We start from the raw sequence: 16,078 nt of genomic DNA on the forward strand, positions 1-16,078 counted from the left end.
TGTCCGCTAAAGTTTGTACTTTTATTCATATCTGGTTTTGTGGTAAAACAAGATATAAAGCAAAGCGGGAAATCCAACTATGGAAATCCCGCTTTTAAAAAACTTTATCGGACACTAATGTATTTTTTAAGTGACTATTAAAAACAGAGCTGTGTCTAAAATTTAAAAGGTACGATTTTTGTACTTTTATAAAAAATAAAATGATTACTATGAAACTTAAACAAGCATTAGTAGCTTTAGGGGCTGCAGGTATTATATTATCGTGTGCAACCAATCCCTTTACAGGAAAGAAAACTATGGCCTTGGTGCCTAATTCTCAATTATTTCCAACGGCTTTTCAAGAGTATGATAAGTTTTTGTCGGATAACAAAGTCGTAAAAGGAACCAGTGATGCAGCTATGATTACCCGGGTAGGTGAGCGTATAGCTGTAGCTGCAGAGCGTTGGTTAAACGCCAATGGTAATGAAGGTTATTTGAAAGATTATAAATGGGAATATAATTTGGTGGATGACAAAACGGTTAATGCTTGGTGTATGCCCGGAGGGAAAATAGTATTCTATACAGGGATTCTGCCTATAGCAGCAGGAGAAACTGGAGTAGCCGCAATTATGGGACATGAAGTTGCGCATGCGTTGGCTAACCACGGTCAACAACGTATGAGTGCAGGTTTGGTACAGCAAGGCTTAGCAGTGGCAGGAAATGTGGCTATTAAGGATGAAAAATCAAGAAATGCATTTAATCAGTATTATGGTGTTGGTTCGCAAGTAGGGGTTATGTTGCCGTTTAGTAGGGCTCATGAGACCGAAGCCGATAAAATTGGACTCTATTTAATGGCCATAGCCGGTTACAACCCAGATGAAGCAGCCGAACTTTGGAAGCGTATGAAGGCTAACAGTGGAGGGCAAGCACCTCCTGAAATATTAAGTACACATCCTTCTAATGACACACGTATTGCGAACCTTAAAGCCTTAGCACCACAAGCAAAGGCGGAGGCAAGGAAATTTGGAGTTACATCGTTTAGAAAATAAATTAGCTGTAAATAAAAATATTTAGTTACTTTACGAGCTGCTCATAAAAGAGCGGCTTTTTTTATGAAAGAACAACTTATAAAAGGGAGCAAAAAACTTCTTAATGCTTGGGCTTTTTATGACTGGGCTAATTCTGTTTATAGCTTAGTGATTTCTTCTGCCATATTTCCAATTTTTTATGGGGCTCTGTTTAGAATGGGCGATATAGAAAAAGTTAATGTTTTTGGTGGTGAAATTTCAAGAGCACCGCTTATAAGTTATACAACCTCATTGGCTTTTGTTTTTATAGCATTGGTAACACCGTTAATTTCTGGTATAGCCGATTATTTGGGAAATAAACGAATGTTTATGAAATTCTTCTGCTATTTGGGCGGTATATCGTGTATTGGTTTGTATTGGTTCTCTTTGGATCATATTATATTTAGTTTACTGTGTTATTTTTTTGGTTTGGTAGGTTTTTGGGTGAGCTTTGCTATTAATAATTCGTACCTACCAGATATTGCATTTCCAGAACAACAAGATAAAATAAGTGCTAAAGGTTTTTCTTTAGGGTATGTTGGTAGTGTTCTTCTTTTGCTGTTCAATTTGGCTATGGTTATGAAACCGGATTTTTTTGGTATAACCACAGATGCAAATGGAGCGGCCGAAATTAAAGCCATGAAATATTCGTTTGTATCGGTAGGTATTTGGTGGATCGTTTTTAGTCAGTATACATTTTTTTATTTACCCGTTGGCAATAGAAGGGAAAGAGAAGGCCCTAGGGAAAATATTATCCTAAATGGTTTTAAAGAACTGAAATTAGTTTGGAATCAGTTAGGAGAAAATATGAAATTAAAGCGTTATTTAGGAGCTTTTTTTGTTTATAGTATGGCTGTGCAAACGGTAATGCTTATTGCTACCTATTTTGGGGAAGAAGAAATAGCTTGGGGGACTGACATAGAACGTACTACTGGGCTTATTGTTAGTATTTTGGTTATACAAGTTGTAGCGATTATAGGCGCTACTGTAACGGCCAGAGCTTCAAAAGTTTTTGGAAACATAAAAACACTTATAGTAATAAATGTAATCTGGGCTACGATTTGTGTATATGCTTATTTTCTAATAACACCTATGGATTTTTATATTGCCGCTGGCTTAGTTGGCATTGTTATGGGAGGCATCCAAGCTTTATCAAGATCTACATATTCTAAATTTTTGCCTAAGACTACCGATACGACTTCGTTTTTTAGTTTTTATGATGTAGCAGAAAAAATAGGAATTATAATTGGGACTTTTTTATATGGTTTTATTGCTCAAATTACTGGGAGCATGAGAAATGCCATTTTATTTTTGTTTTTATTCTTTTTAACCGGAATAATTCTTTTGTTTAGAGTTCCTAAAGAAAAAGAAAAGCCTGAATTTTAATATAAAATTCAGACTTAATCAATAGAATTTCTTTTAAGAACAGGATTAAATTTACCCTTTCTCATCCAAACAAAAAATGCCTTATTTGAACAAATTTCATCTCATTTTCGGTTAAAAGCAAAAACTTAGGGTAAGTTTATTATTTCAACCTATTTGGTTTCTTTTTCCCGTAGTTTAATAGCTGATTTTACAATACTTTGCAATGCTTTTTTTGTTTCAGGCCAATCACGGGTTTTTAGACCACAATCTGGATTTACCCAAATGTGCTCTTTTGGCAATACATCTTTTGCTTTAATAAGTAAATGTTCTATTTCATCTAACGAAGGAACTCGGGGTGAATGGATATCATAAACTCCTGGGCCTATCTCATTAGGGTATTTAAAATTCACAAAGGCATCCAGTAGTTCCATTTCAGAACGTGATGTCTCAATGGTTATAACATCGGCATCCATATCTGCTATGCTGGCAATGATATCGTTAAATTCGGAATAACACATATGTGTATGGATTTGGGTTTCGTCCTTTACGCCACTTGCTGAAATTCTAAAGGCTTTTACTGCCCAATATAAGTAATGCGGCCAATCTTCTTTCCTTAAAGGTAGGCCTTCACGAATTGCTGGTTCATCTATCTGTATTATTTTTAAACCGTTTTTCTCAAGATCAATGACCTCGTCTCTTATAGCCAATGCTATTTGGTTACAGGTTGTTGATCTAGGTTGGTCGTTTCTTACAAATGACCATTGCAAAATTGTAACGGGACCAGTTAACATGCCTTTTAAAGGGGTACTTGTAAGAGATTGAGCGTATTTAGACCATTTTACAGTCATCGGAGCGCTTCTGTAAACATCACCGTATAAAATAGGGGGTTTAACACACCTGCTGCCATAACTTTGTACCCATCCGAAATCACTAAAGGCAAATCCTTTTAGCTTTTCCCCAAAATACTCAACCATATCGTTGCGTTCAAATTCACCATGAACCAGTACATCCAATCCAACCTCTTCCTGAAAACGAACGCAGGCTTTTGTTTCATTGGCAATGAAAGTATCATATTCTTCTTGAGATACAAGCCCTTTTTTATATTTTAACCGCCAACTCCTAACTTCATTGGTTTGTGGGAATGAACCAATGGTTGTTGTTGGGTATAAGGGAAGGTTAAGTGCCTTTTTTTGTTTGGATTGCCTAATAGAGAAGTTATTTTCTCTATGGCTATCAGAATCCTTAAGGTTTAAAATACGTTCTTTTACCTGTTGGTTATGTATTAGTTTAGATTTTTTTCTTGCAAGATTACATCGTTTATTCTCTTCTAAAAGGGGGAGGTGAATATCTTTTTTAGATGAAGAAAGCTTTTTTAAGGTTACAACCTCTTGAAGTTTCTGTTTCGAAAATGCCAGCCATTCTTTTATTTCAGGAAGCATGTTTGTTTCTAAATCTAAATCATATGGAACGTGCAATAATGAGCAAGAGGTAGATATCCATAATTTTTCAGGATTTATTTTTCTGGAGGCTTTTTCAATGGTTTTTAAGGAGGCTTCAAAATCGTTTTTCCAAATGTTTCTTCCGTCGATAAGTCCTAAAGATAAATTGGTGTAAGGGTTGAAGTGTTTAGATTCTAAAACATCATCAAGTTGAAGCGGGCATCTTACCAAATCTAAATGTAACGTATCTACAGGAAGCTTAAGTGCAACATCTAAATTATCGCCATAACAATCAAAATAGTTGGCTAGGTGTATTTTAAGTTCGGGAAATTTGGTGTTTATTTGTTCATATGTCAATTTTATAGCATGTTGCTCTTTACTATTGAGATTAAGTGCTAAGCAAGGTTCGTCAAATTGTATGTATTCTACTTTAAGTTTTGTTAATTCCGCAATAACCTCAAAATAAACAGGCAATAGCCTTTCTAGTAATTCAAGTCTGTGAAACCCCGATTCTTTTTCTTTTCCCAAGAGTAAGAATGTAACAGGTCCAATTAATACGGGTTTTGTTGTAATACCTAATTCTAGAGCTTCTTTGAACTCATTTATAATCTTTTTAGAAAAGAACTCGAATGTTTGTTCTTTCTCAAATTCAGGAACAATGTAATGGTAATTGGTATCAAACCATTTTGTCATTTCCATAGCTGTTACATCTATGCCATCTTTTTGAAGCCCCCTGGCCATGGCAAAGTACAGTTCAAGAAAGTTATTTTTGTTGATTTCTTTATAACGCACAGGGATGCAACCAAAAGTTAAGCAGCTATCCAGAATTTGATCGTAAAATGAAAAATCATTAGATGGAATTATATCGATACCTAATTCTTTTTGTAGTGTCCAATTTTGTCTTTTTATGTCTTGGCCTACTTTTATTAATTCTTCTTGATTCATTTTTCCAGACCAAAACGCTTCGCAGGCCTTTTTAAGTTCTCGTTTGCTTCCAATTCTTGGATGCCCTAAAGAGGTAGTTTTCATAATTTATTTTTTAGGTTTAAATACTGTTCAAAACTACATTTAAGGAATAAAAAAATAGAATTTGCTTGTGCATTTGGACATATTATCTGTTTATTAGTATTATTGCGGAATAATAATATTTTACTTAATCTAATAATGAGTTTGACAGATAATAATTCTACAATGCAGTTGGATACTATTGATATTCGTATCTTGAAAATATTGCAAACCAAGTCCAGTTTAACAACTAAGGAGCTGGCGGCTAGGGTGAATTTATCACCGACACCAGTGTTTGAACGTGTTAAAAAATTAGAAAGACATGGTTATATAAAAAACTATGTAGCTGTTTTGGATGCCGAAAAGCTGAACAAGGAATTGATGGTTTTTTGCAATATAACACTTAAAGAGCATACGCGAGATATTGGTAATCAATTTGTAAAAGACATACTAGCTTTACCTGAAGTTGTTGAATGTTATAATATTTCTGGTGATTACGATTTTTTTCTTAAAATATTGGTACATAATATGAAGGACTACCAAAACTTTGTTTTGGATCGCTTAGGGAGTATACAGAATATAGGAAGTGCCCATAGTACTTTTGTTATGGGGGAAATTAAAAATTCTTATGCGATCCCTATTGATGAATACTGATTGTGAACTCATCTTGACTTTTTCCAATTGGTTAAAAAATTGCCCTTTTGAGCCTGCTTTTCGTCATTTTCTCATTCCGTAGCCCTGCTATGCAACTTAAAAATGCCTTCTATCAAGCTCAAAATAGCTAATTTTCACTTCAATCAAAAAAGTCAAGATGAGTTCTGTATGTATAAAGGATTTGAAATCATATTTGTGTTACCTTTTAATCGAAATAATTCTTTTATTTAGAGTGTCTGAAAAATAAATAAGTAGTATTTTTACTTCGAAAAAATATTATATTAATGAAAGCTTTTAAAGTCAGTTTTGTTCTTCTCTTTACCTTTTTGTTAACTTCTTGTAACATTGAACCTTATGAGGGCGATGACAAAATTATAAGTGTAGCTCCAGGAGTTTTACAAGTAGAGTTTGATAGTAAAAGAGTCGCTTTTGAAACAACGACCGCAACAGTACTTAGTGATGTAATAAATATTAATGGATTAAGGGCTGCGAATGGGGAAGTGTTGACATTAACAGTTTTTGCGAATACAACAGGGACTTATCAATTAGGAGTAGCTGTTGATCAAGTCAAAGTTAGTGCGGTAACATATATAAATAGCTCTGTAGGAGAAGTATGGATTTCGGCAAGTGATTTTATTACTTCACATGGTGAGGTTACCATTACAGAAATTGATGAAGTCAATAAAACAATTTCAGGATCCTTTTTCTTTACAGGGTATAGTACAACAGGGGAAAATAAAGAATTTACAAAAGGTGTTTTTAATCAAATTTCATATGGAACTGATGTCTTACCGAATTCGGGAGATAACACATTTTCTGCTAAAGTTGATGGGGTTATTTTTGAAGAAGACGGCGTTCAAGGCGCATTATTATCGTTGTCCGGAACATCAACTATTATGATTTCGGCAACTAAGAATAATTTACAATCAATAACTATAACTGTAGATGCCAATATTACTGCAGGAGAATATAGTTTTGCTACGTTAGAGCCACCTATGGGACAATATAGTTTGTCTTTAACAGAAGCTGTAGTGTCTGAAGATGGAGGTAAATTAGTTATTACGGAGCATGATGTTGCTAACAAAAAAATTTCTGGCACCTTTTATTTTACAGCCAGCCCTTTGATTTCTGAAGGAGCAAGTTATGAAATAACAGAAGGAAGTTTTGAAGTGACATATATTTAGAGACTGTTTAAATTCCACCTTTTGGTTTTGTTATGCCCCTTTTTTCACAACTTTTCGTTATGAAAATCCTCATTTAGCGTTGCTAAACTCCGGTTTTAAAGCCTTAATTGGCAAAAAAATGATCTATAACAAATTTCAAAAACGAATTTTAAACAGTCTCTTAGTTATTTACTTACTTAAAATAAAAGCCAATAAGCCACTTAAAATAATGGCTTATTTTTTAGGGTGTGGTTTAGATTTAGCTATAGGACTAATTATATTAACATTTTGAAAGGCTATAGCCCCTCTAATAATTCCTGATATAATATCTTGTAGGGCCTCAATAATCTGTATTTTTAATTCGCTTTTGTGGTAAATAATACTTACTTCCCTTGCTGGAATGGGTTCGTTAAAGTAATGTAAACTTTCTTTCTCTTTTTCATTAATATCTAATGTATGTAAAAAAGGTAACAAGGTCATGCCTAAGCCTTCATTGGATAGTTTAATAAGCGTTTCTATACTACCACTTTCTAGTTGAAAGCTTTCATCGGTATTGTTCTTAAGTGCTTTACATAAATTAATAACACCGTCCCTAAAACAGTGGCCATCTTCTAAAAGTAACATGTCGTTAATATCCAAATCGGATACATCAATTTTGTTATTGGAATAAAGTCTGTGGTTTTGTGGAATATAACAAACAAATGGTTCGTAGTAAAGTACGCGCTCTTTTATATTTTCATCTTCAAGGGGAGTGGCAGCAATGGCAGCATCAAGATGACCTTCTTTAATTCTGGAAATAATCTCTTCGGTCGTTAGTTCTTCTATTTTTAGCTTTACTTTAGGATGCTTTTTTATAAAGTTCTTTAAAAACATAGGTAGGAGTGTTGGCATTACAGTAGGAATAATACCTAATTTAAACTCGCCTCCTATAAATCCTTTTTGTTGGTCTACAATATCTTGGATTCTGTACGACTCATTAACTATGTTTCTGGCCTGCGTTACAATCTTTTTACCTACCTCTGTAAGTTCGATCGGTTTTTTGGTTCTGTCAAAAATTTGTACGTCGAGCTGTTCTTCCAATTTTTGAATTTGCATACTTAGGGTTGGTTGCGTAACAAAACATTTTTCAGCTGCTTTCGTGAAATTTTGATTTTCGGCAACAGCCAAGACATAATATAATTGTGTAATTGTCATGTGTAATCAATTTAGGTTATAAAAATATAAAAACTATCAATAAAACTTATAGTTTGTGCCGTTAATTATAAATTAAATTTGTAAGAAATAAAAAACAATATGACATGACATTAAATAGTATAGGTTTAGATACACAACAGGCAAAGGAATTAGCTAACGATTTAAATCATCTTTTGGCGAATTTTCAGATATATTATCAGAATTTAAGAGGAATTCATTGGAACATTAAAGGGAAACGATTCTTTGATTTGCATGTTAAGTTTGAAGAATTGTATACCGATGCCAATGTAAAGGTGGATGAAATAGCCGAACGTATTTTAACATTAGGAGTGACACCGTTGCATACTTTCGAAGACTATATGGCAACAGCTCAAGTGCCTGTTGGAAAAGCTATTTCTCAAGATGAAAAAGCAGTAAAATTGATTGTTGATTCGTTAAAGGAATTATTAAAAATTGAAAGGGGTATTTTAGATAAATCTGGAGATGCAAACGACGAGGGGACAAACGCAATGATGAGTGATTTTATTACGGAACAGGAAAAAACCGTTTGGATGATGAAAGCTTGGCTTGGTGAAACAGTCTAAAGGTTGGTTAGTAGTAATGAGAAAGGTCTTTGAATCTAGGTTTGAAGGCCTTTATTGTTATAATAGACCTCTAGATTTTATTTCGAGGTATTTATTAATAACATTAATGGTGAGATTTTCGGGAGCGGTAATAATACTTTGAATGCCATAATTTTTAAGTTCTTTTACCATTAAACGCTTTTCGAACGCAAACTTTTCTGCTATCGTTTGGTGGTATATACCCTGTAAATCTTCTGCATTTGCCTTTATAAGCTTGTCTAGCTCTGTATTTTCAAAAAATATAACGACCAACATATGCTTTTTAGAAATGGCCAGCAAATAAGGAAGCTGTCGCCTTAGGGCGCTAATATGCTCAAAATTAGTATAAAGCAGTAGCAAGCTTCGGTGTGTTACTTTTCGTTTTAACTGACTATATAACAAGTTGTAATCGCTGTCATGAAATTGGGTCGATATGTTATACAAACGCTCTAAAATCATGTTTAATTGACTTAGCTTTTGAGTTGCAGGGAGAAGACTTTCAATTGATTTCGAAAATGTTATCAATCCAATCTTATCCTGTTTCTTTAACCCCACATTACTAAAAGCAAGGGATGCATTGATGGCGTAATCTAATAATTTCAAACCATTAAAAGGCATTTTCATAACACGACCTGTATCGATAATAGAATATATAGGCTGTGATTTTTCATCTTGGTATTGGTTAACCATTAAATGCCCGGTTTTGGCCGTTGCTTTCCAGTTTATCGTTCTAAAATCATCGCCCTGAACGTAATCTTTTATTTGTTCAAATTCAGATGTATGTCCTATTCTACGAATTTTTTTGAGTCCCAGTTCGGTCAAATGGTTTCCAATGGACAGAAAGTCGTATTTCTGCATTTGAATAAACGAAGGGTATACAGCAACCATTTGCCTATTTTGAAATTGGTATTTACGTTTTATGATTTTGAGCTTGGTCGATACAAAAACATTTAGGTAGCCAAAGAAGTATTCTCCCCGCTCAAGTGGTCGAACTTGATAGCTAAAGTCATGCACCTCATTGGGAGTTAAAGTGGTTGTATATAAGAAGTCACGTTTTTGAAACTGAACGGGCAATTCGTCAATGACTTCCAATAATACCCGAAACGGGTATTTGTTTGTTATGGTAATAGGAACTGGGTTTTCGTCACTATTAGAAAACTTGTCTGGTAATAAGCGTCTTGCAAGTATGGCATTTTTAGACCTGTAAAGAAGCAGTAAATCGGTACAGCATAGTATAAAGATAAAGAGGATGCCTATCCAAGCCAATGGGTATAACAGAGGTATCCAGTATGACAGTAAAAAACATACCGATACAATTGCCATATAGGTATAGAACCCTTTATTTATATATAACGATTTTATAAACTTCATATTTAATGAGGCATGCTAGACTTTTTTAATAGGTTAACGAGGTACTTCAACCGATTGTACGACCATATTAATAACTATGTCGGTATTCATACCTTCCATTTCCCGCTCGGGCGTCAGAATGAGACGGTGATTTAATACGGGATACAATGCTTTTTTTACATCTTCAGGAATTACAAAATCACGGCCGTTAATAGCGGCGAAAGCCTTGGCTGCATTTAATATAGCAATCGAAGCCCTAGGGGAAGCCCCTAAATATAAATGGGGGTGATTTCTTGTTTTCGTAACGATTTCTGCTATGTATTTAATAATTTTTTCTTCAACTGTAATGTCCTGTACTTTGTTGCGATAATCAATGAGGCTATCTGGACTTAGTAATGGATTGATATACGATTGTGGAGCTTCACCTTTTCGTTTATGGTGGGTTTCAATAATTTTTATTTCGTCTTCCAATGAGGGGTAATCAACCTTAATCTTAAACAGAAAGCGATCAAGCTGTGCTTCGGGCAAGGCATAAGTACCTTCCTGTTCAATAGGATTTTGTGTAGCCAAAACCATAAATGGCGGTTCAAATTCGTAGGTAATCCCGTCAATGGTTGCTTGGCGTTCTTCCATAGTCTCAAATAGGGCTGCCTGCGTTTTGGCGGGCGCTCTGTTTATTTCATCAATTAGAATGATATTTGAAAAAATTGGGCCTTTTTTGAATTCGAAATCAGAGGTTTTCATGTTTAGGATCGAAGTACCCAGAATGTCACTGGGCATAAGATCTGGAGTAAATTGTATACGACTAAAATCGGTCTTTAAAACTTTGGAAAATAATTTGGCCGTTATCGTTTTTGCTATCCCAGGAACGCCTTCTATAAGTACATGACCGTCTGCTAAAAGTGCCACAATAAGTAATTCAACGAAATGTTCTTGACCTACAATTATTTTGCTTAATTCAGCTTTAATGGCTTTAGTTGTATGTTTTAAGTCTTCTAAATGAATTCTATTATTAAAATCTAAAATGTCTTCTTCCATGAGTTATTGGATTTAAATGATTCAATGCGCGTATTGAGGGCTTCTAGTTCGTTTTTGGTTAGGGTCGTTTTATTGTTGATGTTTTCAATGCCTTTAAAAAGTTGCTGTGTGTCCTTTACACTATTGTTGGTTCTGTCTGCCAGCTTTTTTACAAAAGACGTATCAATAACATTGGTGTCTAAATACAGCTGCGTACGAATATAATCTAAAAATAACTGAATTTTATGCTGTGCTATCTCATAATGATTTTGCTTTTCATAATACATATTAGCAATGGTTCTTGTAAAATCCAGCGTCTGATTTTTTAAAGGTTTAATAACGGGGATAGCACGTTGTTTACGTTTGCCTTCAAAAACGACATATATAAAAACACTAATGAGCATGATGTAATAGGCCCATTTTAGTTCTTTAGTGTTTAGAAAAACGTGCATGGGGGAGCTATAAAATGTTTTCCCAGATTTATAATAAGCATCAACATATATGGGTTGGGAAGCGGGGATATAAGATAGCAGGCCTGCCGTGTAATTTTGGTTGGGATTTGTAAGCAAAAAATAATTGGTAAAAGCCTGTGGTAACGTGCTTAATATGATGTGCCCATTTCCAAATGGATGTTTTATCGTATTAATATAGTCTTTGGTAGTTTGTAAATCTTCATCGGCTGCATTATTTACTACACTTATCACGGACGTGTTTAAGGTGTCCACTTTATTGAAATAATTAATAAAATCAGCCTTGTCGAATGTGTATGAATCGTTCTTTTTTAGTGCTTTATTTTTAAGTTTGAACTGGTAAACATTGTCAAAATTATTCAAACTACTAATTACGGAATTGTTAGCATTAATAGTGTCTAACAAGGTTTTATTGATAGTCTCAGAGGCAATAAAAAGTGTATTGCCCTTGGATGTCCAGTCTAACAATTTGTCGAGTTCGGCTTTATCAAACCCGATCTGGTTATTAATAAACAAGTAAGTTCCAGTAATAGAATCGTTGGAGTTTAGGTATTCGTAGGGTGGACGTTCTACATCTATTATATTGTGTTTAGAGAATAAACGTTCTAATTGTTCATGAAGAATAAAGGTGCCAAACGGAATTTTGTGGTGTTTGGTATAGCTTGGATACCAATTTAAGGCTTGTGGTTTTGTACTTTCAAATACTACAATACCTAATAGTGCTATTATAGTGAGTACGATGTATATTTTACCTTTTTTATCCAATGCTAAACAGATTTAATCAAGTTGGAAAATGCTGGTCGTAGTGTTTCAAACTTCAAGGCATCAATTGGAAATTCACCATACCAAACATAATCGTAAATACGGGTAATGGTTATAAATTGATTTTTAACAATGTGGGCTTTTAATTCTTTAATATAGTCTTCGTTGGTTTTTTGTTGTTCCCAAGATATCCGTTTACTTTCGTCAAGTTGCCTTAAAGCCAGTAAATACAAATAGCGAATGGCTAGGCGGTAGTTGCTTTCTGTTATTGCTTGATCGATAAGTGTTTGTATGTCCTTGTCCTTTATAATGATTTCGTCCTCGGTAAATTGAATGCTCGCCTTTTTAGGAGGATTCTGTATGATGTTTCTGGAGCTCACTTTTAAAAAGAATTTGATTAGAATAAAAACAAGTACGCCCAATAACAAGTAAGGCATAAACTTAAGAATAAATTTTACGATACCAGTAGCATGGCCAACACCAAAAACAGCTTCTAACATTTTTAGAAGCACATTATAAAGCCAATTGTATATGTTATCAAGTATAGTGTTTTTGCTTTCTGTTTCAGAATAATTAAAGGCCTTTTGGGCTTTATAATCCGCCAGATCGTCTAAGCTTATTTCCTGTACTTTTAGATTTGAATCATCATATTTTAAAACTAAAGAATCCTGTTGTGCAAAGCTAAATGCACTAAAAATCAAAATAAATAGAAGTAAACAAAAGCTTCGCATTTAGTCCTCGGTTTTACCAATAGATTGTATGCGCTCTAAGGTGCCTGTAAAGTTTTTCCGTTCGTTTAGGTTAAAATAAATAAAAGCAGCACCTACAACCGAAATAAAATTTAATACAAATTGAAACAAGTAACTAATTATGTTTAAGAGAATTAAAATAGGATCTACAAACGAGGAAGACATTGTAGTTGGATCTACTTCTCCAGAAAACACGCCAAGCTTTATAAAACTGTAAATACTTGCAGGTAAGCTAAAGGCATAGCCAGCAACCATAACAATTAAACCTAAAACAAAAATGGTGACGAAAGTTATCCAGAATTCGTCTTTTATGAGCTTAAAACTATCGCTAAAAGAACTGCCTATATCTTTTTTTTCAAAAACAAACAGACATAAAACCACAGTCATAGGTACCATGAAGTAAAAGATAGGAAAAAAGCAAAAGAAAGCAGATACAATAAGTGTTAGCCATTTTAAAACATTCAACCCAAGAAAACTCCAGATCGTATTATTTGTATTGTGCTTTACATCCTCAATATTAACATTGCCGTTATTGTTAATGTACGATTCTATGTAGTGTAAGATGGCAGAAGCAGCAAAAGTATACGCCAATATAGCTGAAACAAGAAACAGCATAATAACAAAAAACAATAGTAGAATATTGTCGGTTTGATTGTTAAAATCGCTTAAGTTAAATATATCGCCAACGGTATAGGTATAAGCAGCCATAGCTAATAAAAAAATTACCAGATAGGGTCCAGATATTTTTAAAACTGTTTTTAAAAAGGGTTTTAACTCCATTCTAATAAAACCGAATGTATCGGTTATAATATCTCCTAATTCGCGCTGTTTCTTAAATTCAATAAATGATTTCATCTGTTGGGGGGTTAAGTGTTTTTTTATGCAATTGTATTGGATAGATTACGTAATAAAACAGAATTAATGCCAGTGAGCTAATTATGATAAAAATAGCCAGCCAATCGGGCATTTCGGTATGTCTTGTAACAAAACCTTCCAAAAAACCTGCAATAATAAAAAAGGGAATAGTACTCATTAAAATTTTCAATCCATTTTTCACACCACGCTTAAAGGCTTCCATTCGTGTATATGTGCCTGTAAATAGCAAACCGTTACCAAGTACCAAACCAGCACATCCTGCAATAATAATAACCGATATTTCAATAGTACCATGAATCCAAATGGTTCGGGCCGATTCCCAGAGCAAATCCTTTTCAAAGAAAAAATACTGGAAACTACCTAGCATAATACCATTTTGGAGCATAATATAAAGTGAACCGATACCTAGTAAAATGCCATAAGCAAAGGCCATTAATGCCACTTTTATGTTATTAAGGGTTATACCCAAGAACATGTTAAAGGCAGCCTGTTCTTTATATACCGCCATGGGATCCCCCTTTTTAATATTATCAAGTGTCATGTTTACATAGCCGTCTCCTAAAAAAGAACGAACAAAATCACCTTCGTTTGCAGCCGAAAACACACCAACAATAACAAAAAGGGCAAAAACCAAAAAGGCAATTAGTAACTCTCTGTGGTGGTGGTAGAACATATAAGGGAATTCTAATTTAAAGAATGACACTATTCTGTTCTTTGGCTCTTTTTGGGTTTTGTAGATGCTTTGATGTGCTTGTGAAGCCAGTTGATTTAAATATGCTTCTGTATTACTATTGGGGTAAAAGGTTTTTGCGTAGCTTAAGTGATCTGTTATTTCAATATATAGGCTTGATAATTCATCGGGAGCAACATGTGTTTTATTTGAAAGAACATTTTCAAATATTAACCATTTATCTTTATTTTGCTTCACGAAAGCAGCCTCACGCATCCAGAGTAGTATTTGCTTTCAAAGAAAAGAAAATATGAAAGAATTTCAAATAGAAACAGCGCAAAATGTAAGTATCCATCAAAACATTGCTAGTCTTGGGGATAGAATGCTGGCGTACATTATAGATAGCTTTGTTATTTATATTTATTTGATTGGAGTCATTATGTTGTTATTGTTTATGGATCTGGACATGAGGGATACATGGGCTATTTATTTGTTAGTTTCATTACCGGCCTTTTTGTATTATGTTTTGTTGGAAACCTTTTTTAACGGACAAACAATCGGTAAGAAGCTAATGCAGCTTAGGGTTGTAAAACTAGACGGATCCAAACCTTCGTTTGCAAGTTACTTTTTAAGGTGGATTATGCGCATTGTAGATGTAACCTTAACAAGTGGCGGTGTAGCAATATTAACGATTTTAATAAGGGGTAAAGGACAACGTGTTGGAGATATAGCTGCAGGTACTTCGGTAATATCTGAAAAGAAAAGAGTGTCTATTAACGATACTATCTTAAAGGAAATCTCCGTAGATTATATCCCAACCTATAGTCAGGTAACTTTATTAAAGGATTCGGAAATGCAAACTGTAAAATCCTTATATAAAACTGCAGTTTTTAAAGGGCAACATCATATTGTACTATCACTACATAAAAGACTTGTGGAGGTCATGCAGATAGAAACCCAAGAGAAACCAATAGATTTCGTTAACACGGTAATTAAAGATTATAATTACTATACCCAACACATGTAATGCTATACACCATTGATATTTTAGGAACTATTGCTTTTGCTATTTCGGGCGTGTTGGTAGCGTTCGACAAAAGAATGGATTTATTCGGGATTTTAATCATTGCTTTTGTAACCTCGGTGGGAGGAGGCACTTTAAGAGATTTGCTTATTGGTAATACACCAGTTGGCTGGATGAAGGATATTACCTATACCTATGTGATAATCGTGTCGGCAATTTTTGCTATTCTTTTTAGAAGCAAATTAGATTATTTGCGAACATCGTTGCTATTATTCGATACTATTGGTATTGGTCTATATACTTTAATTGGTGTGGAAAAAGGTGTAAATGCCGATTTACATCCAATAATTTGCATCGCTCTGGGGACTATGACGGCTTGTTTTGGTGGTGTTCTCCGTGATATTTTATGTAATGAAATCCCTGTGATTTTTAGAAGGGAAACTATCTATGCAACAGCTTGTATACTTGGGGGTATATCCTATTTTTTATTAGGTGGATTGCCAATCGAAAAAAATATGGTATTTGTTATATCCGGACTGGTAACCATTGTAATAAGATTGTTAGCCGTAAGGTTTAAGATAGCTTTGCCTAATATTTATCGAGATAGAGGGTAGGTTGTGATTACGCTTTATTGACAACGCGATTGTTATATTTCTGAAAGTTAAACTAGTAACAATATCGCTTCTGAATTG

The 16,078-nt window shown here is 34.2% G+C and carries 15 protein-coding genes; 7 read left to right on the plus strand and 8 right to left on the minus strand.

Annotated elements, in window-relative coordinates:
• Positions 1 to 209 precede the first annotated feature (209 nt).
• Positions 210 to 1,028 carry a M48 family metallopeptidase gene (locus tag JF259_RS10310; protein WP_199115242.1) on the plus strand — a complete coding sequence of 273 codons (819 nt, stop codon included), beginning with the start codon at positions 210 to 212 and terminating at the stop codon, positions 1,026 to 1,028.
• A 63-nt stretch (positions 1,029 to 1,091) separates the two neighbouring features.
• Positions 1,092 to 2,432 (plus strand): MFS transporter, encoded by a 1,341-nt coding sequence (locus tag JF259_RS10315; RefSeq protein ID WP_199115243.1) that lies wholly within the window; start codon positions 1,092 to 1,094, stop codon positions 2,430 to 2,432.
• 149 nt (positions 2,433 to 2,581) lie between these two features.
• Here JF259_RS10315 and metE read toward each other — a convergent pair whose 3' ends face one another.
• Positions 2,582 to 4,879: a 5-methyltetrahydropteroyltriglutamate--homocysteine S-methyltransferase gene (gene metE / locus JF259_RS10320; protein WP_199115244.1), complete on the minus strand. Its 2,298-nt coding sequence runs from the start codon at positions 4,877 to 4,879 to the stop codon at positions 2,582 to 2,584.
• A gap of 135 nt (positions 4,880 to 5,014) precedes the next feature.
• Between metE and JF259_RS10325 the strand changes: the two genes are divergently transcribed.
• Together JF259_RS10325 and JF259_RS10330 are read left to right on the plus strand one after the other, a co-directional pair.
• A complete protein-coding gene (locus JF259_RS10325) occupies positions 5,015 to 5,509 on the plus strand; it encodes an Lrp/AsnC family transcriptional regulator (protein WP_199115245.1) in 495 nt (164 codons plus the stop codon).
• A gap of 284 nt (positions 5,510 to 5,793) precedes the next feature.
• Entirely contained in the window at positions 5,794 to 6,693 is a 900-nt protein-coding gene (locus JF259_RS10330; protein WP_199115246.1) for a DUF6252 family protein, read from the plus strand.
• Between the two features lie 213 nt (positions 6,694 to 6,906).
• Here JF259_RS10330 and JF259_RS10335 read toward each other — a convergent pair whose 3' ends face one another.
• Positions 6,907 to 7,866, minus strand: a complete 960-nt coding sequence (locus JF259_RS10335; protein WP_199115247.1) for a LysR substrate-binding domain-containing protein — start codon at positions 7,864 to 7,866, stop codon at positions 6,907 to 6,909.
• Positions 7,867 to 7,970: 104 nt separating this feature from the next.
• On the opposite strand from JF259_RS10335, the gene JF259_RS10340 reads away from it, so the two are divergent.
• A complete protein-coding gene (locus tag JF259_RS10340; protein WP_199115248.1) occupies positions 7,971 to 8,450 on the plus strand; it encodes a Dps family protein in 480 nt (159 codons plus the stop codon).
• Between the two features lie 57 nt (positions 8,451 to 8,507).
• On the opposite strand, the gene JF259_RS10345 is transcribed toward JF259_RS10340, so the two are convergent.
• Genes JF259_RS10345 through JF259_RS10370 form a run of 6 tightly spaced genes read right to left on the minus strand, consistent with a single transcriptional unit; the run spans position 8,508 to position 14,638 of the window.
• Entirely contained in the window at positions 8,508 to 9,839 is a 1,332-nt protein-coding gene (locus JF259_RS10345) for a DUF58 domain-containing protein (RefSeq protein ID WP_199115249.1), read from the minus strand.
• A 33-nt stretch (positions 9,840 to 9,872) separates the two neighbouring features.
• Positions 9,873 to 10,856 carry an AAA family ATPase gene (locus JF259_RS10350; RefSeq protein WP_199115250.1) on the minus strand — a complete coding sequence of 328 codons (984 nt, stop codon included), beginning with the start codon at positions 10,854 to 10,856 and terminating at the stop codon, positions 9,873 to 9,875.
• Complete coding sequence (locus JF259_RS10355; RefSeq protein WP_199115251.1) at positions 10,838 to 12,070, minus strand: DUF4350 domain-containing protein; 1,233 nt, start codon at positions 12,068 to 12,070, stop codon at positions 10,838 to 10,840. The genes JF259_RS10350 and JF259_RS10355 overlap by 19 nt, the downstream gene beginning before the upstream one ends.
• Positions 12,071 to 12,072: 2 nt before the next feature.
• Positions 12,073 to 12,798: a DUF4129 domain-containing protein gene (locus JF259_RS10360; protein ID WP_199115252.1), complete on the minus strand. Its 726-nt coding sequence runs from the start codon at positions 12,796 to 12,798 to the stop codon at positions 12,073 to 12,075.
• A complete protein-coding gene (locus JF259_RS10365; protein WP_199115253.1) occupies positions 12,799 to 13,671 on the minus strand; it encodes a hypothetical protein in 873 nt (290 codons plus the stop codon).
• Positions 13,655 to 14,638: a stage II sporulation protein M gene (locus tag JF259_RS10370; protein WP_199115254.1), complete on the minus strand. Its 984-nt coding sequence runs from the start codon at positions 14,636 to 14,638 to the stop codon at positions 13,655 to 13,657. Before JF259_RS10370 ends, JF259_RS10365 begins: the two co-directional genes overlap by 17 nt.
• Positions 14,639 to 14,672: 34 nt before the next feature.
• Here JF259_RS10370 and JF259_RS10375 point away from each other — a divergent pair, with 34 nt between their 5' ends.
• Complete coding sequence (locus tag JF259_RS10375; RefSeq protein ID WP_199115255.1) at positions 14,673 to 15,389, plus strand: RDD family protein; 717 nt, start codon at positions 14,673 to 14,675, stop codon at positions 15,387 to 15,389.
• The gene (locus JF259_RS10380) at positions 15,389 to 16,000 is read left to right on the plus strand and encodes a trimeric intracellular cation channel family protein (protein WP_199115256.1); all 612 of its coding nucleotides are present in this window, start codon (positions 15,389 to 15,391) and stop codon (positions 15,998 to 16,000) included. Before JF259_RS10375 ends, JF259_RS10380 begins: the two co-directional genes overlap by 1 nt.
• Positions 16,001 to 16,078 lie beyond the last annotated feature (78 nt).

Source organism: Snuella sedimenti (assembly GCF_016428595.1).
In the GTDB taxonomy this organism is placed as follows: Bacteria; Bacteroidota; Bacteroidia; order Flavobacteriales; family Flavobacteriaceae; genus Snuella; species Snuella sedimenti.